This window comes from Escherichia sp. MR (assembly GCF_005280595.1).
GTDB lineage: Bacteria > Pseudomonadota > Gammaproteobacteria > Enterobacterales > Enterobacteriaceae > Escherichia > Escherichia ruysiae.
On sequence record NZ_SZVK01000039.1, the window covers coordinates 15,681 to 36,133 of the forward strand.

Here is a 20,453-nt window from a genome sequence, read left to right on the forward strand (position 1 = left end):
GAAGACCGTTGCCTGGAGGCTGCTATCGACATCACGAATGGCGTCTGTCCACGCCATGCGTAGATTTCACTAGCACGGTAAACATGGTATTTACATGCATGATTATGCGCATATAAGAATACTGTTTTTTTCTTCCTCGAATGTTTTCGCAAAACACCAGGTGATTGTCAAAGCAAAACATCGTTTTTTAGTACAACATGCCAGTTATTCATTAACAGTCGCGTTTAATCATCATTTAATCGGCTTATAAACCGGAAAAATTAAGTAGCAGGCGTGATAATGACAGAAGAATTTGACATGCTTATCGCTTCTGACGATTGCACAAATCGTTAACAAAATCGTCATACTCTTTTTTTACGTCTGTAAATTCCCTACAATCCTGCCCATTGTCTGCCAACAACTATGGGGATCTCATGGGCACGACCAAACACAGTAAACTGCTTATCCTGGGTTCAGGCCCGGCGGGCTATACCGCTGCTGTCTACGCGGCGCGCGCCAACCTGCAACCCGTGCTGATTACCGGCATGGAAAAAGGCGGCCAACTGACCACCACCACGGAAGTGGAAAACTGGCCAGGCGATCCAAACGATCTGACCGGTCCGTTATTAATGGAACGCATGCATGAACATGCCACCAAATTTGAAACTGAAATCATCTTTGATCACATCAACAAAGTGGATTTGCAGAATCGTCCGTTCCGTCTGTCTGGCGACAGCGGCGAGTACACCTGCGATGCGCTGATTATTGCTACCGGAGCTTCTGCTCGCTATCTCGGCCTGCCCTCTGAAGAAGCCTTTAAAGGACGTGGGGTTTCCGCCTGTGCGACCTGCGATGGATTCTTCTACCGTAATCAGAAGGTTGCGGTTATCGGCGGCGGTAATACCGCTGTTGAAGAGGCATTGTATCTCTCTAACATTGCTTCTGAAGTACACCTGATTCACCGCCGCGATACTTTCCGCGCAGAAAAAATTCTGATTAAGCGTCTGATGGATAAAGTGGAGAACGGCAACATCATTCTGCACACCAACCGTACGCTGGAAGAAGTGACCGGCGATCAGATGGGTGTCACTGGCGTTCGTCTTCGTGATACACAAAACAGCGATAACATCGAGTCGCTCGACGTTGCCGGTCTGTTTGTTGCTATCGGTCATAGCCCGAATACCGCCATTTTCGAAGGGCAACTGGAACTGGAAAACGGCTACATCAAAGTACAATCGGGTATTCATGGTAATGCCACCCAGACCAGCATTCCGGGCGTCTTTGCCGCAGGTGATGTGATGGATCATATTTATCGCCAGGCCATTACTTCCGCCGGTACAGGCTGCATGGCGGCACTGGATGCTGAACGCTACCTCGACGGTTTAGCTGACGCAAAATAATTTTACAAATCAGTAACAAAAGTAAAGAAGGCGACACCATGCGACTATGGGTCGCCTTTATTATTCCTCCGTTGTAACATTGCCCTGCAAAAAATTCTGATAACTCACCTGCTAAGCGTGCAATGAATAAATCCCGTCAAAAAGAGTTAACCCGCTGGTTAAAACAGCAAAGCGTCATCTCCCAACGGTGGCTGAATATTTCTCGTCTGTTGGGCTTTGTAAGTGGCATATTGATAATTGCCCAGGCCTGGTTCATGGCGCGTATTCTGCAGCACATGATTATGGAGAACATCCCCCGCGAAGCCCTGCTTCTGCCCTTTACTTTACTGGTGCTGACCTTTGTGTTGCGCGCATGGGTGGTCTGGTTGCGCGAACGGGTGGGTTATCACGCCGGGCAGCATATCCGTTTTGCCATCCGCCGCCAGGTTCTCGACCGTTTGCAGCAAGCAGGACCGGCGTGGATTCAGGGCAAACCAGCGGGGAGTTGGGCGACGCTGGTACTCGAGCAAATTGACGATATGCATGATTACTATGCTCGCTACCTGCCACAAATGGCGCTGGCAGTGTCGGTGCCGCTGCTGATTGTGGTAGCAATATTCCCTTCTAACTGGGCTGCGGCGCTTATTCTGCTGGGCACTGCGCCGTTAATCCCGTTGTTTATGGCGTTAGTTGGAATGGGCGCCGCCGATGCAAACCGACGTAACTTTCTCGCACTTGCTCGCTTAAGTGGGCATTTCCTCGATCGCCTGCGCGGCATGGAAACGCTGCGTATTTTTGGTCGTGGTGAAGCTGAAATTGAAAGCATTCGTTCTGCTTCGGAAGATTTCCGTCAACGGACAATGGAAGTGCTGCGGCTGGCATTTTTATCCTCTGGCATACTGGAGTTCTTTACCTCGCTGTCGATTGCCCTTGTGGCGGTGTACTTTGGTTTTTCCTATCTCGGCGAGCTGGATTTTGGTCACTATGATACTGGCGTGACGCTGGCTGCGGGTTTTCTGGCGCTGATACTTGCGCCGGAGTTTTTCCAGCCATTGCGCGATCTCGGTACGTTTTATCATGCTAAAGCCCAGGCTGTTGGCGCGGCGGACAGTCTGAAAACGTTTATGGAAACCCCGCTCGCCCATCCGCAGCGCGGTGAGACGGAATTAACATCGACAGATCCGGTGACCATTGAGGCCGAGGATCTGTTTATCACATCGCCGGAAGGTAAAATGCTGGCCGGACCGCTGAACTTTACTTTGCCAGCAGGTCAACGTGCGGTGTTGGTTGGTCGTAGCGGTTCAGGTAAAAGTTCACTGCTTAATGCGCTTTCCGGTTTTCTCTCATATCAGGGATCACTACGGGTCAACGGGATAGAATTACGTGATTTATCACCGGAATCGTGGCGTAAACATCTCTCCTGGGTTGGGCAAAATCCACAATTACCAGCAGCAACACTACGGGACAATGTGCTACTGGCGCGACCTGATGCCAGCGAACAAGAGTTACAAACAGCACTGGATAACGCCTGGGTCAGTGAGTTTCTACCGCTCCTGCCACAAGGAGTTGATACGCCTGTTGGCGACCAGGCTGCCCGCCTTTCCGTGGGGCAGGCGCAACGCGTGGCGGTGGCTCGCGCATTACTGCATCCCTGTTCGCTATTACTGTTGGATGAACCCGCTGCCAGCCTGGATGCACACAGTGAACAGCGAGTGATGGAGGCGCTGAATGCCGCCTCTTTGCGCCAGACTACGTTAATGGTCACCCACCAGTTAGAAGATCTTGCTGACTGGGACGCCATATGGGTGATGCAGGATGGTCAGATTATTGAGCAAGGGCGTTACGCGGAATTAAGCGTGGCTAACGGTCCTTTCGCTACATTGCTGGCTCATCGTCAGGAGGAGATTTAAATGCGCGCTTTGCTACCCTATCTGGCTCTGTATAAACGTCATAAATGGATGTTAAGCCTTGGTATTGTGTTGGCGATTATTACTCTGCTCGCCAGTATCGGTCTGTTGACGCTTTCCGGCTGGTTCCTCTCCGCCTCAGCGGTTGCGGGCGTTGCAGGACTGTACAGCTTCAACTATATGCTCCCCGCCGCAGGGGTGCGTGGCGCGGCAATCACCCGTACCGCAGGGCGTTATTTTGAACGTCTGGTGAGTCATGACGCGACTTTCCGCGTATTGCAGCATCTGCGCATTTACACCTTCAGTAAACTTTTGCCGCTCTCCCCTGCCGGGCTGGCGCGCTATCGTCAGGGCGAATTGCTCAACCGCGTCGTGGCGGATGTTGATACGCTCGATCATCTTTATTTGCGCGTTATCTCACCGCTGGTGGGCGCTTTTGTGGTGATTATGGTGGTGACAATTGGGTTAAGCTTCCTCGATTTCACCCTCGCCTTCACGCTGGGCAGCATTATGTTGCTGACGTTGTTCCTGATGCCTCCGCTATTTTATCGTGCTGGTAAAAGCACAGGGCATAATCTGACTCATCTTCGCGGGCAGTATCGCCAACAACTGACAGCCTGGCTGCAAGGGCAAGCTGAACTGACCATTTTTGGTGCCAGCGATCGTTATCGTACGCAGTTAGAGAATACTGAAATTCAGTGGCTGGAAGCGCAACGCCGTCAATCTGAACTAACCGCTTTATCGCAAGCGATAATGCTGCTCATTGGCGCGTTAGCGGTGATCCTGATGCTGTGGATGGCGTCTGGCGGCGTTGGTGGCAATCCTCAACCCGGCGCGTTAATTGCCCTGTTTGTCTTCTGTGCGTTAGCTGCGTTTGAGGCTCTGGCGCCGGTGACAGGTGCATTTCAGCATCTGGGGCAAGTCATTGCCTCTGCAGTACGGATCACTGACTTAACGGATCAAAAACCGGAAGTCACCTTCCCTGATACCCAAACCCATGTTGCCGATCAGGTTTCCGTGACGTTACGTGATGTTCAGTTCACTTATCCTGAGCAATCACAGCAAGCTCTTAAAGGGATTTCCCTTCAGGCAAACGCCGGAGAACATATTGCGATTCTCGGTCGAACGGGATGCGGTAAATCAACACTGTTACAACTGCTGACTCGCGCATGGGACCCACAACAGGGCGAGATTTTGCTTAACGGTAGCTCTATAGCCAGCCTGAATGAAGCGACTCTGCGCCAGACCATCAGCGTTGTGCCACAGCGTGTACATCTGTTTAGCGCCACGCTGCGAGATAATCTGTTACTTGCAGCACCAGGCAGCAGTGATGAGGCTCTGGCGGAGATCTTGCGCCGCGTCGGTCTGGAGAAGCTGCTTGAAGACGCAGGACTCAACAGTTGGCTGGGTGAAGGTGGACGCCAACTCTCCGGTGGCGAACTGCGCCGTCTGGCTATCGCCCGTGCGCTATTACACGATGCGCCGCTGGTATTGCTGGACGAACCAACTGAAGGCTTAGATGCCACAACTGAAAGCCAGATCCTTGAATTACTTGCAGAAATGATGCGTGAGAAAACGGTGTTAATGGTCACCCATCGACTTCGCGGTCTCTCTCGTTTCCAGCAAATAATTGTGATGGACAACGGACAAATTATTGAGCAAGGTACTCACGCAGAACTGCTTGCCAGACAGGGGCGTTATTACCAGTTTAAGCAGGATTTGTGAGCTATTATTGAACGATCCGACTTGCGTAGTGGAGTTTTGCGGTCATGCGCCTGGTTCAGCTTTCTCGCCATTCAATAGCCTTCCCTTCCCCGGAAGGCGCATTACGTGAGCCTAACGGCTTGCTGGCGCTGGGGGGCGATCTAAGCCCTGCGCGTCTGTTAATGGCTTATCAACGCGGTATTTTTCCGTGGTTTTCTCCTGGCGACCCCATTCTGTGGTGGTCGCCCGATCCGCGCGCGGTATTATGGCCAGAATCACTGCATATTAGTCGCAGTATGAAACGCTTTCATAAACGCTCGCCCTATCGTGTCACAATGAATTACGCCTTTGGTCAGGTTATTGAAGGTTGTGCCAGCGATCGCGAAGAAGGAACCTGGATCACGCGCGACGTGGTTGAAGCCTACTACCGCCTGCACGAGTTGGGTCATGCCCACTCGATTGAAGTCTGGCGTGAAGACGAGCTTGTCGGCGGCATATATGGCGTGGCGCAGGGAACGTTATTTTGTGGTGAGTCGATGTTCAGCCGCATGGAAAATGCGTCCAAAACGGCGCTCCTGGTATTCTGCGAAGAATTTATCCATCACGGTGGCAAATTAATCGACTGTCAGGTGCTTAATGATCACACAGCTTCGCTTGGCGCCTGCGAAATTCCCCGCAGGGATTACCTCAATTATCTTAATCAAATGCGCCCGGAACGATTGCCGAATAACTTCTGGGTGCCACGGCAATTGTTTTCGCCTCAGAAATGAATGTTTTCGGCACATTTCTCTCCAGAGTGTTATAATTACGGTCGCAGAGTTGGTTACGCTCATTACTCCGCTGCCGATAAGGAATTTTTCGCGTCAGGTAACGCCCATCGTTTATCTCACCGCTCCCTTATACGTTGCGCTTTTGGTGCGGCTTAGCCGTGTGTTTTCGGAGTTATGTGCCAAACCTGTTTGTTGCGATTTAGCGCGCAAATCTTTACTTATTTACAGAACTTCGGCATTATCTTGCCGGTTCAAATTACGGTAGTGATACCCCAGAGGATTAGATGGCCAAAGAAGACAATATTGAAATGCAAGGCACCGTTCTTGAAACGTTGCCTAACACCATGTTCCGCGTAGAGTTAGAAAACGGTCACGTGGTTACTGCACACATCTCCGGTAAAATGCGCAAAAACTACATCCGCATCCTGACGGGCGACAAAGTGACTGTTGAACTGACCCCGTACGACCTGAGCAAAGGCCGCATTGTCTTCCGTAGTCGCTGATTGTTTTGCCGCCTGATGGGCGAAGAGAAAGAACGAGTAAAAGGTCGGTTTAACCGGCCTTTTTTGCGTCTGGAGTTAAGGAAGAAAATAAATATTGGGTTATGGATTTTATAACTGCCTGTGCGGTAGTGAACGATGATCCGTACCGGCTACGCCGGGCTTCGGCTTTCTAAGCTGCCTGTACGGCAGTGAACCGCGTGCTGAACAGCATGATTCATGATGCACGTTTCTAAGCTGCCTGTACGGCAGTGAACGCCCCACATCAGCGTTATTCGCTGGCAATCTGTTTCTAAGCTGCCTGTACGGCAGTGAACGTGTATCATCTTTACGACATCCAGCCTGTTCCTTTCTAAGCTGCCTGTACGGCAGTGAACCTGAGCTACCTGCCCGGCAGTGTAATGGATTATTTCTAAGCTGCCTGTACGGCAGTGAACTAAACGCATATCTGCATAAATTAGAGGAGCAGTTTCTAAGCTGCCTGTACGGCAGTGAACGCTCGTCGTCATAATACGCATCCTGGTTTGCCTTTCTAAGCTGCCTGTACGGCAGTGAACTTTTTCTTCATCGCTCAGGTCATCAGCGTCCATTTCTAAGCTGCCTGTACGGCAGTGAACGGCGCGCTCGCAAAATGGGAACCGCGCATTCATTTCTAAGCTGCCTGTACGGCAGTGAACTGGAATAATAACAAACTATCCGATTGATTTACTGTTAAAACTTACAAAATCTCCAATTCATACCCTTTTTCGAGGCATCAAAATAGTAATAAATAAAATCAATGCGTTACATCTCACCCTGAAAAAAGGGTCGATTAGAATGTCTTCAATCTCATATTTCCAGCGTAGCTTTTGATAAATAATTGCCCAGAGCATATACATTCACAATCCTGGACGGATGAACCGCATGAACAATGCATAACCAAACAAACCAATCTAAATAAATTCTTCTTGACCGTTTTACTCCAACTCCCTATAGTAGCGCCCCGTTGCCCCCATGAGGTCAGGCAGCAAAAATTTGGTGAGGTGTCCGAGTGGCTGAAGGAGCACGCCTGGAAAGTGTGTATACGGCAACGTATCCGGGGTTCGAATCCCCGCCTCACCGCCATATTTTAAGAAGAGCTCGTACGAAAGTACGGGCTTTTTTTTCGCATATAGATGGCTTCGTATACCTCCCAGCTCAATAACTCTCTCTCCAGGAAATGGTTTAGCAATAAAACTTTTTTAGCAAAGAAAACAACATCCCGGATATGAACAATTAATATCCAACACATCTTCTCAACGGCCAGGCCACACTAAAAAAAAGCCCAGCCGCACGGCCAGGCATCTTAATAATTGCAAAACATCAAAACCAGGGTATGGTTGCTGTTGCGCTTAATCCATAACTACTGAATTCCCCTTTAACCGGTTCTGCGCGCAAATCACCGTGCTGGATAAACAACTTGAACTGTTGCTGACTCGACAAACTCTTCATATTAAGAAAAGGTAAATCGGTCCGCTGTTCAGCTTGCGTCGCCAGTCGCTCAATCGCCTGTTCTTCAGTAAGCCAGCCTTTTTTCACTGAACGCCTTAACAGACGCTGTGGGTTACTTTTAACCTGCACACGACTTACCACTCGCCAGCCCTTTATTTCTGGAATGGGAGTGACAGGCGAACATTGGCAATAATCCGTAAGCCCTTTACGCCACGTTGAGTCTTCAAGCTCCTGCAATGCCGGGGCGCTACCATGTAAGCGTAAGCGCGCTCCTGGCGTAACGTTTATGTCCGGGAAACTCACGCCGATATCACCTTGCCCTCTTGCACCCAATGTCCGGTGCAATTTGGCAAATAACGCCGCCATCAACATTTCACTCGAAAATTCAGGATCGGGCAGAACACGGATCTCAAGATAGTGATCCATTGACAGCTCCTTATTCCGCTTTCTCACCAAAAACACCACCACGAATCAAGACAGCCATCACGTAGTGCTGCTGATCAACTTCCGGTTTGACGCCTTTAGTCACCAAATTATCCAGTAAGGTATAAAAATCGAGTTTTTCTTTTGGCTGACGACAAGCGACACCGCGACTGGTTACAGAACCATAAGGTTCCACAGCGATAGCTCCCAACTCATCAACCTTCGGATGCCAGGTATCAATGGTACGTAAAGCGTTGCCAATTTTTTGGGAGTGAATACCGGCAATGCCTGCAACCTGGTACAACACACGACTTTTGCTACTGTTACTGTCGAGCACCAGTTCCTGTGATGGGAAGACTTCTTGCCCGGCACCGAGGCGAACCTGTGTCTCAACCGTAAGCATGACCCACTCTTTTCCGCTTAACCCTTGTTCAATCGTTGCCGCCAGTTCTGTGACGCTACTCTGGCCTTGACCAAATTGACGTAAAGAGAAGTCATGGCTGTTAAAAGTCCATGAAGTATCATTCGCAGTAACTTTCACCAGGATCTGCTCAGCACCAATGCGGTTGCGCCACAAAAAACGACCATTTGCCAGATTCAGCGCATAGCGTAACGCCAGCTCTTTAAAGCCATGCTCGCTGATGTAACCTTCAATGACCTCAGAAAGCGCCTCCTGATAGGCCATATCATTACATACTGAAGGTGAAGATAAATTACCCAGCACTCGCAGCGTAAACACCACTTTTAGCGTATCTGCATCTACCGGAAGCGAAGCCACATCCACCCGTTGTAGGTTGGCTTTTTGGATTTCAGCATCCAGTTTGGTGGGGTCGCTGGCAATCGTATTTTTCAGGCGATTAGAGATGGTTCCGCGAACGGCTTTCTCCTGAATCTCAATAGGTTGCCATTCATTTCCTTGCCAGTTACCGGCATACATCACCGCATCAGAGGTTGCCAGTTTGCGTTCAAATGCCAGTACCGATGCTGTTTTTATTGCTACAGGAGCCTTTGCCATAATTATGTCCTTATTCTGAATCGTCATCTTCATGAGTTATAGGGTCGTCAACGAGTGGTATTGCCGAGCAATAGTATCCAGTGTCCGTTGTACGGTAGCGCCACATCAGCGGTTGCAGGTCAGTAATGCGATGTAATCCGCGCCATTCACCAATCCCATAAACGGCTTCGGCAAAAGCAAATGGCGTCACGGTGTCGCGCGCATTTTCAACTTCACCAGAGGCGTACACAGGAGAAATACGTTGGTAACCACACATTAATGGCACGAGGAAACCGGGCATTGGCTTCGGCTGGTATGTCCATTGTGCGGTATTGTCTTCAGCCGGGGATTCGGCCTGATATTTAATGGCGGCGAAATCGAGCCAGGCATCAAGCAACGATATGTCAGGATGTTGTTGGTGATGTTCAGCCAGCCATTCGCTGCGATCGTAAAGCGCGTAACCCGGCATTAAACGCCAGATGATTTTACGCAGTTGCTTTTCATCTTCTGGTGCATAAAAAAGCTGCGGATCGCGCATACTGACAATGCTGCCACCCGCCAGTTTATGGCTCTGGCAAAGCATTTTCAGATGGTCACACAGGGCTTTTCTACCGTATTCACCATTAGTAATTTCGCCATTACATTCAACAAGTAGAGAAACCGTCAGGTGCATACGCCCCTCTTCATTGAACGAGGCAGTTTTACCTTCTTTGGTTAATGGGTTACGGGTGAGAGCGAACTGAAAATCGCGCCCGGAACTGTACGCCTGAATATGCTGTTCATGGCTTACTACCCCGCAACCGGCAAAACTTACGCCAAATTCATCCACGACTTTGCGAGAAAGCGCATGAACATAGCCGAGAAAATGGGTCATCGCCGGGAATCCCCAGGTCAACCCGGAGACGGCGTTAGCGTTTTCTATGCGTATATGGGGTAACAAGAGCAGATAACTCATTTCAGTGCCTCCTGCAAAACAGTTTCCATTTCACGCATCCGTTGAGTGAACAGGGACTGACTACGCCACTCTCTTTGCTCGACAGCCCCCACATCGAAACTTGCTTTTTTCAGGCGATAGTTCAGCCAGCGCACGAAGTCATCAGCGACTATCCTCTGCCAGTCGTTTTTCTCACGCTCCAGTTTGAAAGCCTCATCTGACAAGCTTCGCCACGGGTCCAGCCAAAGCTGCTGGTGACGAGGTAATTCTGGTGATTGTGCTGACCACCCCTGCCATTTTTCTTGCTGAAAAGAGGATGCCTGCATGAAAAGCAAATCTATCAACTCATCAATATATTTCGCGCGCGCAGTACGAATATGAACATTGTTTATGTCAACTTTCAGTAAGTAGGTCATCCGGGCGATAGTGCCCGAAGCTGAGCGATTGAAATCACCGCGTAAGGCAAAAATACCGCGCATGTTTTGTGGTGCGCGCTCCTGCGTCGTCCAGGTGGGGGGCATTGATGGCAACAACCAGATACGACCACCACGAACACTGTTGAGCAGAGAAATATTCTGCGGTTTTGTGCCGCCAAAATGCATTTCGGCAAGATTAGGGAAACGAATATCTGGCTGTGAGTGCCATTTACCCGCCTTGCGGGCATCGCGAATGGCTTTCGATTCCTCGCTAAAACGCACGGCAATTAGTTTTTCATGCATCGCCTGCGCCAGTGAACTGGAAAACAGAGGGCATAAAAGGTGATAGCCATCATCGACAGGGAAATAGATTTGTTTTGCCAGTTTATGGCTGACAGGCTGAGCAAGTGTCCATGCCTGACGAAACCCTGCAATCCACTGCGCCAGTTGAGCTTCATCCTCTGCAAACGTGCTTAATGCCTGATAATCGCCACGCTTAAGACTGGCAAGCAATGAATCTCCATTGACATCGGTTTGTAGCAGTTTTGCAACGTCCAGTGCGGCGGCGTTACCAATGGCGTCAGTGGCGACTTTCGCCAACGATGCTGTGTTTAAATAGCTTTCGTTAGCGGAGGTGTCCAGATAAAAGCTGCTGGCTTTAGAATCACCATGACTAAATTTAGCACCATGAGTGACTAACTTAATTTGCCCGGCACGCTTCGCCGCATCCGTTAACCAGTTACGTGGCAGGTAGCGTGCTTCAAGTTCCTGCCGTTCCTGAGCGATGGCGCTGGCATCATCGCCCTGCTCTAGCCTCTTTGCTGCTTCTTTTTCAAAGGCATCGATTTTGGGTTGCCTTCGCGAAGCGATGTAGTCAGTTATAAAATCTACTAAATTGTTGTTCAAACGATTCCCTCCTTGCCCCTTCACGGGGCGCGAAACACCCCTAACCATGGGTGATAATGCCAGCCGTTGAGCACATCTTCGTCACAGACGGGTACTCTCACTTCAGCAAACCTTTCTCCGACACGATTAATCTCACAACTGTGCTCAACAGCCAGATCCAACAAAACTTGTTGGTAATCCATCATGCCCCAGCAAGCAACGCCGCTGGCGCATATCACTTCTTCTCGTTTGAAATTCCCCTGCTCTTTACGCTCGTTGTCGCCCATGCGGGAATAGAAACTCGCTTTACTTTCTTCGTCATCCATATGCAGAAAAAACACCGCTTCCGGTAACGACGAATAACGAAAAGGCGTCTGGCGCTGCATCCAGCCGTTCCAGCTTAGCGGTGCGCGCCACCATTGCGCAGCTACCACATGTTTGCTTTTACTACTCATCAACTCGGTGAATAAACGACTATGCTCAAGTTCCGCCAGTTTATTTTCATTATTGGCAGGTAAGATCCGTGGTAAGGCATTAATCGTCCGGTAGTCCGTGAGTGGTATCAGCTCGCAAATATCATGGCTATTCAGCACGCGATCTTTTGTTTCGAAACCCGGTTTACAAAATGCGGGGCATTTTTTCTGCAATGCTTTGATATTGCTCCAAAAAATAACCAGATTCTCACTGGTTGGCACATTTCTGCGGTGGCGTTGAATACGTCCGGCAAATTGAATAATCGAACGCATAGAACTCGGTTCAATAATTCCCCAGTCCGCATCCCAGTCACGCCCCACTTCTATAACCGATGTGCCCAACACCACAAAAATATGGTGCGATTCCGGACTTTTATGTAAGGCTTCAGCGATATCCTCGTTTTTCCAGAAATCATCTTCTCTATGACGAGTAAAAGCGCGATCCAGCCGCTTCTCAATATTTGAACGTACCGCCAGCGGATGTCGGGAGTGGTAAACGCAATAATGAATGCAGACATCTTCTGGTGAAGGAATGGTAATCAGAGCTTTGGCCACCGCGACCAGAGAATTAATATTGGCGAAGCGCACCAGACCCAGCGAAACAGTTTTGCCGCTTTCGTGTTGCTGGCGATGCGCCTGATGCAACTTCAGCATTTGCTCATGTACCGTCTGAGCCACGCTTTCGATAACATCCTGAATCGCGCTTGATGGGGATGAAATCGAAGCTATACGCCCGAAATGCAGTCGTTCTTTTTCAGCCAACATTAACGCTCGTCGCGCAACAAACTTTTTGTGCGTCTCACGAAAAGTAGCGCCATCACCAATTTGTGTGGCATCGGCATCTTTTTCATCAAACCAGGCACAGCAGATATTGACGGGTCTGCCGTTCGTACCGCATGACGCCTGCCACATTTTGCGCCCGGCAAGATAAGCCGCGAACAGAGCCTGAATCAAATCTGGCGGCAACGTCGCGGAAGAAAGTAATACCCGCGTTCCCAACATTCCGGCCCAGTTCATCAGACGACATACTGCATAGAGATCGGCAATATCAAAATCGTCAGGTTCATCGAGCACTAAATCACTGGTTAACAGACGCAACATCGCCGGAAGCTGTTTCCCGCCACGCACACCTTCGGTCGCGGAAATAAGATGATCAATCGTTGCTACCAGAATCGGTGCGCTTACTAACTCCTTAAGTTTGCTGTCATCCTTCAACCATTTTTCCAGCGCCCCGGTATGAAGACTGCCTTCGTATTTAACAAACTGTTGCTCCTCTGCCAGCGACTCTTGCGAAGCACTTCCACAATCATTGTCTGTTTTTTCCTGCTGCCAGAGTTGTTTGACTGCCGCCGAACCAATCAGTACAGCCAGCTCATCCTCACCGAGTCCAAGCCGGCTGCGCAGAGCATCACCCGTTTGTAAAGTCAGCGTACGTAATCCCAATGCGATGGTAAAACGACACCCTTCACGCTCATCAGCAAGCGCATACATAATGCGGGCGTTAGCAAAGGTTTTACCGCACCCCGTCGAGGCCATATTGACACCGAAAAAACCATCTTCCCGACTGCGTTCACGTAACGCACGCGCCACATCCCAGGCTTTGTCCTGCCAGCGATATTTCGCATCTGTAGCTCGCTGGTTAAAACCTTTATGTCGGGCAATTGCCGGAAGCGATGCCCGTGTGTGCATCAGTTGCCGCCCAAGCAAATACGCATGATGCGCGACGCCCACAAGATGCTCATCTACCCGTTGTTTGAGCGTGCCGCTCTGCCGATCGCTATTTGCCCAGACGATATAATTCGGATCTTGCCATTTTTGCTGCGCGTCGTTAGATGAATAGTAGTGATCGGCAAGCATCAGGCAAAAACGCGCCATATGTAATGGAAACAGTTGCTCCATCAGCCCCCACTCCTTTAAAGCGACTGCGTTACGCGCCCGACGGGCAATCTGACGCGCTTTTTCTCGCCAGCTCGCGCTTTGAAGCGGCGTTCCTGACGGAAACTGCCAGACTTGCTCGAAATCATGAGGTGACCAGTCATTCTTACGGTGGTTAACGGCATTCCAGTCAGCATTGAGTTGCTTCTCCAGCCAACTTTCACAGCCTTTGCATGATTGTTCCGGTTGTGGCGAAAGATTCTCCGGCATTCGATGATGGGAAAGGATCAACCAGCCTACCGTTTTGGCGAGTGGTTGCAGCGAACTGAATGGACTATTGGAAAAATGAGGCGTGTCCTTTTGCAGGCGCTCAAGAATCGCGGTTTCATCATCTGCCGTTAATTCCCCAAGTTTTTCCAGCCACACATCATCTGACTGCTTACCGACAAAAGCCTGAAAAAGCCGCAGCGAAATCCACTCATGCCGGTAAGGTTGATAACTTCGTGCACTCTTTTTGGTCAGGCTTTGCTGAAAGCTGCGTCCTGCTTTACCAAAATCATGAAATAACCCAGCAATAGCCGCCAGCAGCGCAATGCTTTCCGCGCACTGCCAGCGATGTTCTTCTTTGTTCACCAGGCTGGTTTGCGTTGTTCGATTTGTGGGAACGCGGCCTTGAGCATTAAAGCGACGAATATTGCCGACAATCCACATCAGCTCCGTTTGCCCATTCTTCTTCAGCCAGTGACAAGCAACCGCTGTGTTTCGTCTTGCCGTTTTGCGCAGTAAACGGCGTAAAGTGTTAACACCTTCCTGAGTAATCACCGTTTGCCATGCGGCATCACCTGTGCGTTCGGCAAACTGATCAATAATACGGCAACTCTCAACACGAGCATTTTTTGTGCATCGCGAAATAATCAGGACGTTCATTGGTCACCCTTAGCCAGTGCCTGAGCCGTTTCCTGCAGAGAGGTGATCATGACATCCAGCGCATCCGCTTGTTGAAAGATATTGATGCAGCGTTGACGAAACTCCTGAGCATTCTCTCCCGCCATTGCGGCGATAAATGCTTGTGGCATAACAAGGGCATCTTTAATCAGATCGGCAAGGTCAAAAACAAGCCCACCGCGACGTGTTTTACCGTGCATTACCGCTAAACCGTGGGGAATACCTGTTACCCACGCCGCCACTGCCGCCAGGCCATAGGCCAGATAATTCCCTTGATCGAGGAAACGGTTGGCCATATCAATCCCACCGCCCCGTTTTGCGCGGGTGAAATTGCCATAGCCCACTGTTTGACTGACCATTTTGTATAACGCCCTGGTCATTTTGGCTTCTACGAGCATAAGCTGCGTATGGTTTTCTGCCGCGTCTATTTCTTCGCGAGTACGATTTATCAAGGTCTGGAGCACGCTGGTATCAGGTTGAAATGCGTGTTCACGCTGCATTTTCGCGCTGGTCCAGTGCTTATCAATATGTGTCAGGCGGATTAACTGAAAACGTTTCGCGGCGGCAAGTCGTTTGTCTTCAATAAACCAGAAAGAAACCCATTGCTGAAGGTACTCGGTAGGACGATATTCGCTTTGTGGGCTGAGCCAGGAGACATCAACATCTACTTCATTGGCGGAGTAAAGCGGTGTGCCATCCGTACCACAAAATCCTACCATCACCCCCGCATGGGCAAATTCACGCATCGCCGCCTGGGTAACGGAAGTTCCCATCCCCAACATCAACGCCGTGGTATTCGCAATAGGGATATTCCAGTAGTACGACTCCTTACCTTCACTGGTAACATATTCCACTCGCCCACCATTCACCTGCACCCGGCATTTTTCCAGATAATAAATATTGGCGCGTTTGGAGTGGAGAATAGTTTTGAGGTCAGAAGGAGTAAGGTAATTTGAAGACATAAACACATCCTGTGATTATTTTTGTTTTAAGGCGTTAGGATTAGTACAACATTGATTTCTGTGCAGGAAATTGATTTCTGTCGCAATTATTACAATTGTTATTGTGTGCTAAGGCTAATGTTTTGACGTTGAGAGCATCATGATATGACCAAACGTCTACCATTACGTATTGTGAAACTGCCTGTACGGCAGTGAACAATCTTCCGCTTCTCTCCACCAGAGAGTGTCTTTTCTAAGCTGCCTGTACGGCAGTGAACCTCATTAGCGCGCGTTCGCGAGCGATTAATGATTTCTAAGCTGCCTGTACGGCAGTGAACGCACACTGGACGAAAAACGCAGCGCGGCATTCTTTCTAAGCTGCCTGTACGGCAGTGAACGAGCCAGACCTGCAACCGCCGGTAGCCAGAGCTTTCTAAGCTGCCTGTACGGCAGTGAACGCAACCACCGTTGATCTCGCAGATATTCAATCTTTCTAAGCTGCCTGTACGGCAGTGAACCGAAGAAGCGGAAGAACTGGCACGGATTGCACTTTCTAAGCTGCCTGTACGGCAGTGAACGGTCTTTTTGCCAGTGCTGATGCCGACATAGCTTTCTAAGCTGCCTGTACGGCAGTGAACGAAAAAGCGGCGGCTGACAAAGCGGCACAGCATTTCTAAGCTGCCTGTACGGCAGTGAACATAACGAACCCATGACATTTACTGAGCGCAAATTTCTAAGCTGCCTGTACGGCAGTGAACGCGGCGTGTAACGATTACGAAGACTCCCGCAATTTCTAAGCTGCCTGTACGGCAGTGAACGGGATTGCTGTAACAGATTTACCCGCCAGTACTTTCTAGGCTGCCTGTACGGCAGTGAACGTAACAGCAAACGTGGGTTTCGAACTGTGGGACTTTCTAAGCTGCCTGTACGGCAGTGAACATGATCGACATTGCCCCTTGTTTGACGGTCACTTTCTAAGCTGCCTGTACGGCAGTGAACAAGGATTTCAGTTGTCGGGTCTTCGGCGTAGCTTTCTAAGCTGCCTGTACGGCAGTGAACAGTTGCACGGAACTCATTCCCGGCCGCTTATCTTTCTAAGCTGCCTGTACGGCAGTGAACACTTTTTGCACATTTACTTTTCTGTATTTTTTTCTAAGCTGCCTGTACGGCAGTGAACGATATGTGACTCTCGATGCGGCAGGTACACCATTTCTAAGCTGCCTGTACGGCAGTGAACACGCTCGGCGCTAATCACGCGGCCCTCAGTGACTTTCTAAGCTGCCTGTACGGCAGTGAACCATCTTTTCGAGATGGCTATTCGTTATTGCGTGTTTCTAAGCTGCCTGTACGGCAGTGAACATATATCGCGCTGCAAGGCAACGACGTTATCCTTTCTAAGCTGCCTGTACGGCAGTGAACTCAAATACTACACGTTTAGCCCGTTGTTAATAAAGTAAAACTATCCAATTTCCCTGCTGCCACCCTTTTTTATCCTTGCCTTCCAGCAGCGTTAATTATCAATAAGTTACAGCAACCATAAAAATTAGGGTTACAACCGCCCTCACCTCACAAACAAAAAAGTCCGTAACCCCATACAGGATTACGGACTTTATCAACCTACTTAAAAGGCTTTACACCATCAGATTAATGCGCTGCTTCCGCCTTGTGCTTTTGCGCACTCTGGAACCCGTAGGTCAGCTCATTTTTCTCTTTATCCAGTGCAACAGTGACCTGGCCGCCGTCCACCAGCGAGCCAAACAGCAGTTCGTTAGCGAGCGGTTTTTTCAGGTTGTCCTGAATGACGCGAGCCATCGGACGTGCACCCATTGCCCGGTCGTAACCTTTCTCGGCCAGCCAGTTACGTGCTTCCTGACTCACTTCCAGAGAAACTCCTTTTTGATCCAGCTGAACCTGCAACTCGACGATGAATTTATCCACCACCTGATGGATTACGTCGGTTGACAGATGATCGAACCAGATAATGTTGTCGAGACGGTTACGGAACTCTGGCGTAAAGATCTTCTTGATCTCTTCCATCGCATCGGTGCTGTTATCCTGGTGGATAAGGCCAATAGATTTGCGCTCGGTTTCACGTACCCCGGCGTTGGTGGTCATCACCAGCACCACGTTACGGAAATCTGCCTTGCGTCCGTTGTTATCGGTCAGCGTGCCATTGTCCATCACCTGCAACAGAATGTTGAATACGTCCGGATGCGCTTTCTCGATTTCGTCCAGCAGCAGCACCGCGTGCGGATGTTTGATCACCGCATCGGTCAGCAGACCACCCTGATCAAAACCAACGTATCCCGGAGGTGCACCAATCAGGCGGCTGACGGTATGACGCTCCATATACTCGGACATATCAAAGCGTAAAAGCTCAATGCCCAGGGCTTTGGAAAGCTGTACCGTCACCTCGGTTTTCCCGACCCCAGTTGGACCAGCAAACAGGAACGAACCGACCGGTTTATGTTCGTGGCCTAAACCCGCACGCGCCATCTTGATAGCCTCAGTCAGCGCCTCAATGGCTTTATCCTGACCGAAGACCAGCATTTTCAGGCGATCACCGAGGTTTCTCAGCGTATCGCGGTCACTCTGAGAAACGCTCTTCTCTGGAATACGCGCAATACGGGCTACCACGGACTCAATATCCGCCACATTGACCGTTTTCTTGCGCTTGCTTACCGGCATCAGGCGTGCGCGAGCGCCCGCTTCGTCGATAACGTCAATCGCTTTATCCGGCAGATGACGATCGTTTATGTATTTCACCGCCAGCTCTACCGCCGCACGCACCGCTTTCGCGGTATAACGCACGTCGTGGTGCGCTTCGTACTTCGGTTTCAGGCCGTTGATGATTTGAACAGTTTCTTCGATCGACGGTTCAGTAATATCAATTTTCTGGAAGCGACGCGCCAAAGCACGGTCTTTCTCGAAAATGTTGCTGAACTCCTGATAGGTTGTCGAACCAATTACGCGAATTTTACCGCTGGAGAGCAACGGTTTGATCAGGTTAGCTGCATCCACCTGACCGCCAGAGGCTGCACCTGCGCCGATGATGGTGTGGATCTCATCAATAAACAGGATGCTGTTTGTATCCTGCTCAAGTTGTTTAAGCAATGCTTTGAAACGTTTTTCAAAGTCGCCGCGATATTTGGTGCCCGCTAACAGAGAACCGATATCGAGGGAGTAAATCGTACAGTCAGCCATCACTTCCGGTACATCGCCCTGAACAATACGCCAGGCAAGACCTTCCGCAATGGCGGTTTTACCGACGCCAGACTCCCCGACCAGCAGCGGGTTGTTTTTACGGCGGCGACAGAGAACCTGAATGGCGCGCTCCAGTTCCTTCTCACGACCAATCAGCGGGTCGATTCCTCCCACGCGTGCAAGCTGGTTCAGGTTAGTCGTGAAATTCTCCATACGGTCCTCCCCACCAGCTTGTTCTTCACTGCTCGGCTGGTTTCCTGGTTCAGAAGACTGAGATGGCTCGTCTTTACGCGTGCCATGAGAAATAAAGTTCACCACATCGAGACGGCTGACTTCATGTTTGCGCAACAGATACGCCGCCTGTGACTCCTGTTCGCTAAAGATAGCAACCAGAACATTCGCACCGGTAACCTCACTGCGACCGGAGGACTGAACATGGAAGACCGCACGTTGCAGTACACGCTGAAAACTCAGCGTCGGCTGTGTGTCGCGCTCCTCTTCACTGGCAGGCAGAACGGGTGTGGTTTGTTCAATAAAGGCTTCCAGTTCCTGACGGAGCGCCACCAGATCCACGGAACATGCTTCCAGCGCCTCCCGAGCAGACGGATTACTGAGCAATGCCAGTAACAAGTGCTCGACGGTCATAAACTCATGACGGTGCTCGCGCGCTCTGGCGAAAGCCATGTTTAAACTGAGTTCCAGTTCTTGATTGAGCATAGGCACCTCCCCCAATTTTTATGCCTGCATTCAGGCTTTTTCCAGCGTACACAGCAATGGATGCTCGTTCTCCCTCGCGTACTTGTTCACCATCGCCACTTTGGTTTCTGCAACCTCGGCGGTAAAGACTCCGCAAATGGCCTTCCCCTGGTAGTGAACAGCGAGCATCAATTGCGTTGCACGTTCTACATCATAAGAAAAGAATTTTTGTAACACGTCAATAACAAACTCCATCGGAGTGTAATCATCATTGACTAATATCACTTTATACATAGATGGCGGTTTTAGCGCGTCACGCACTTTTTCTTCCGCCAGTTGATCAAAGTCCAGCCAGTCGTTCGTTTTACCCATTGTCAGTTATCATCTTCGGTTACGGTTATCGGCAGAACGCTCTGCCGCTGACAAGAGCTTATTTGCCTGACCAATCTACTCCACATAATAGATAAGTATCATCTATCGTTGGCATCAGCGACATCAGTCACATTACTGTCAATAGCGTTAACTGCTTCAAATTTTTGATGCATACCTACCCCCTGGCCCCTGTCAAACGCTTGACGACTCGCCCTATTTCTCTAAATTGTATTTCTAGAGTTGGCGAGGTTTTGAACTGCCCCCTCTCTGACCCCGGTTTATTCCATCTTACTTGTATAAGATTTGCGAAGGATGTCGAAGCATGGAAAAGGGTACTGTTAAGTGGTTCAACAATGCCAAAGGGTTTGGTTTCATCTGCCCTGAAGGCGGCGGCGAAGATATTTTCGCTCATTATTCCACCATCCAGATGGATGGTTACAGAACGCTAAAAGCTGGGCAATCCGTTCAGTTTGATGTCCACCAGGGGCCAAAAGGCAATCATGCCAGTGTTATTGTGCCCGTCGAAGTAGAAGCGGCAGTCGCATAGCTCTTCTGTCTCATTGTGTACATCCTACAGGCAAAATGC

Annotated in this window: 15 protein-coding genes, 1 tRNA gene and 2 CRISPR repeat arrays; of the genes, 7 read left to right on the forward strand and 9 right to left on the reverse strand. The window is 49.9% G+C overall.

Annotated features, from left to right (window positions below):
- Positions 1 to 413 precede the first annotated feature (413 nt).
- The 6 genes from trxB (at position 414) to FC814_RS15955 (ending at position 7,343) form a co-directional block, all read left to right on the forward strand.
- Positions 414 to 1,379, forward strand: a complete 966-nt coding sequence (trxB, locus tag FC814_RS15930) for a thioredoxin-disulfide reductase (protein WP_000537426.1) — start codon at positions 414 to 416, stop codon at positions 1,377 to 1,379.
- A gap of 122 nt (positions 1,380 to 1,501) precedes the next feature.
- The gene (cydD, locus tag FC814_RS15935) at positions 1,502 to 3,268 is read left to right on the forward strand and encodes a cysteine/glutathione ABC transporter permease/ATP-binding protein CydD (protein WP_105280637.1); all 1,767 of its coding nucleotides are present in this window, start codon (positions 1,502 to 1,504) and stop codon (positions 3,266 to 3,268) included.
- A complete protein-coding gene (cydC, locus tag FC814_RS15940) occupies positions 3,269 to 4,990 on the forward strand; it encodes a cysteine/glutathione ABC transporter ATP-binding protein/permease CydC (RefSeq protein WP_137326173.1) in 1,722 nt (573 codons plus the stop codon). It abuts the gene before it with no gap.
- 44 nt (positions 4,991 to 5,034) lie between these two features.
- Positions 5,035 to 5,739 carry a leucyl/phenylalanyl-tRNA--protein transferase gene (aat, locus tag FC814_RS15945; protein ID WP_001241665.1) on the forward strand — a complete coding sequence of 235 codons (705 nt, stop codon included), beginning with the start codon at positions 5,035 to 5,037 and terminating at the stop codon, positions 5,737 to 5,739.
- A gap of 284 nt (positions 5,740 to 6,023) precedes the next feature.
- The gene (gene infA / locus FC814_RS15950) at positions 6,024 to 6,242 is read left to right on the forward strand and encodes a translation initiation factor IF-1 (RefSeq protein WP_001040187.1); all 219 of its coding nucleotides are present in this window, start codon (positions 6,024 to 6,026) and stop codon (positions 6,240 to 6,242) included.
- A 106-nt stretch (positions 6,243 to 6,348) separates the two neighbouring features.
- A CRISPR array of direct repeats spans positions 6,349 to 6,916; the repeat unit is 28 nt; unit sequence TTTCTAAGCTGCCTGTACGGCAGTGAAC.
- Between the two features lie 339 nt (positions 6,917 to 7,255).
- Positions 7,256 to 7,343 (forward strand) — tRNA-Ser (locus FC814_RS15955).
- 237 nt (positions 7,344 to 7,580) lie between these two features.
- Here the strand turns inward: FC814_RS15955 and cas6f are convergent.
- The 9 genes from cas6f to FC814_RS23245 form a co-directional block, all read right to left on the reverse strand.
- Positions 7,581 to 8,135: a type I-F CRISPR-associated endoribonuclease Cas6/Csy4 gene (cas6f, locus tag FC814_RS15960; RefSeq protein ID WP_000350180.1), complete on the reverse strand. Its 555-nt coding sequence runs from the start codon at positions 8,133 to 8,135 to the stop codon at positions 7,581 to 7,583.
- A gap of 10 nt (positions 8,136 to 8,145) precedes the next feature.
- Positions 8,146 to 9,147, reverse strand: a complete 1,002-nt coding sequence (gene csy3 / locus FC814_RS15965; protein ID WP_137326174.1) for a type I-F CRISPR-associated protein Csy3 — start codon at positions 9,145 to 9,147, stop codon at positions 8,146 to 8,148.
- 10 nt (positions 9,148 to 9,157) lie between these two features.
- Positions 9,158 to 10,081, reverse strand: a complete 924-nt coding sequence (csy2, locus tag FC814_RS15970) for a type I-F CRISPR-associated protein Csy2 (RefSeq protein WP_137326175.1) — start codon at positions 10,079 to 10,081, stop codon at positions 9,158 to 9,160.
- Complete coding sequence (csy1, locus tag FC814_RS15975) at positions 10,078 to 11,382, reverse strand: type I-F CRISPR-associated protein Csy1 (protein ID WP_301546370.1); 1,305 nt, start codon at positions 11,380 to 11,382, stop codon at positions 10,078 to 10,080. Before csy1 ends, csy2 begins: the two co-directional genes overlap by 4 nt.
- Before the next feature lie 20 nt (positions 11,383 to 11,402).
- The gene (gene cas3f / locus FC814_RS15980) at positions 11,403 to 14,636 is read right to left on the reverse strand and encodes a type I-F CRISPR-associated helicase Cas3f (protein WP_137326177.1); all 3,234 of its coding nucleotides are present in this window, start codon (positions 14,634 to 14,636) and stop codon (positions 11,403 to 11,405) included.
- Positions 14,633 to 15,616 carry a type I-F CRISPR-associated endonuclease Cas1f gene (gene cas1f, locus FC814_RS15985; RefSeq protein WP_137326178.1) on the reverse strand — a complete coding sequence of 328 codons (984 nt, stop codon included), beginning with the start codon at positions 15,614 to 15,616 and terminating at the stop codon, positions 14,633 to 14,635. The genes cas3f and cas1f overlap by 4 nt, the downstream gene beginning before the upstream one ends.
- A 169-nt stretch (positions 15,617 to 15,785) precedes the next feature.
- Positions 15,786 to 17,014: a CRISPR direct-repeat array (repeat unit 28 nt; unit sequence TTTCTAAGCTGCCTGTACGGCAGTGAAC).
- A gap of 225 nt (positions 17,015 to 17,239) precedes the next feature.
- The gene (gene clpA, locus FC814_RS15990) at positions 17,240 to 19,516 is read right to left on the reverse strand and encodes an ATP-dependent Clp protease ATP-binding subunit ClpA (protein WP_000934072.1); all 2,277 of its coding nucleotides are present in this window, start codon (positions 19,514 to 19,516) and stop codon (positions 17,240 to 17,242) included.
- A gap of 30 nt (positions 19,517 to 19,546) precedes the next feature.
- The gene (gene clpS / locus FC814_RS15995; protein ID WP_000520781.1) at positions 19,547 to 19,867 is read right to left on the reverse strand and encodes an ATP-dependent Clp protease adapter ClpS; all 321 of its coding nucleotides are present in this window, start codon (positions 19,865 to 19,867) and stop codon (positions 19,547 to 19,549) included.
- Positions 19,868 to 19,965: 98 nt separating this feature from the next.
- A complete protein-coding gene (locus FC814_RS23245) occupies positions 19,966 to 20,040 on the reverse strand; it encodes a hypothetical protein (protein WP_212741843.1) in 75 nt (24 codons plus the stop codon).
- 149 nt (positions 20,041 to 20,189) lie between these two features.
- On the opposite strand from FC814_RS23245, the gene cspD reads away from it, so the two are divergent.
- On the forward strand, positions 20,190 to 20,414 hold the full coding sequence (cspD, locus tag FC814_RS16000; RefSeq protein WP_000410785.1) for a cold shock-like protein CspD: 225 nt from the start codon (positions 20,190 to 20,192) through the stop codon (positions 20,412 to 20,414).
- Positions 20,415 to 20,453: the final 39 nt, after the last annotated feature.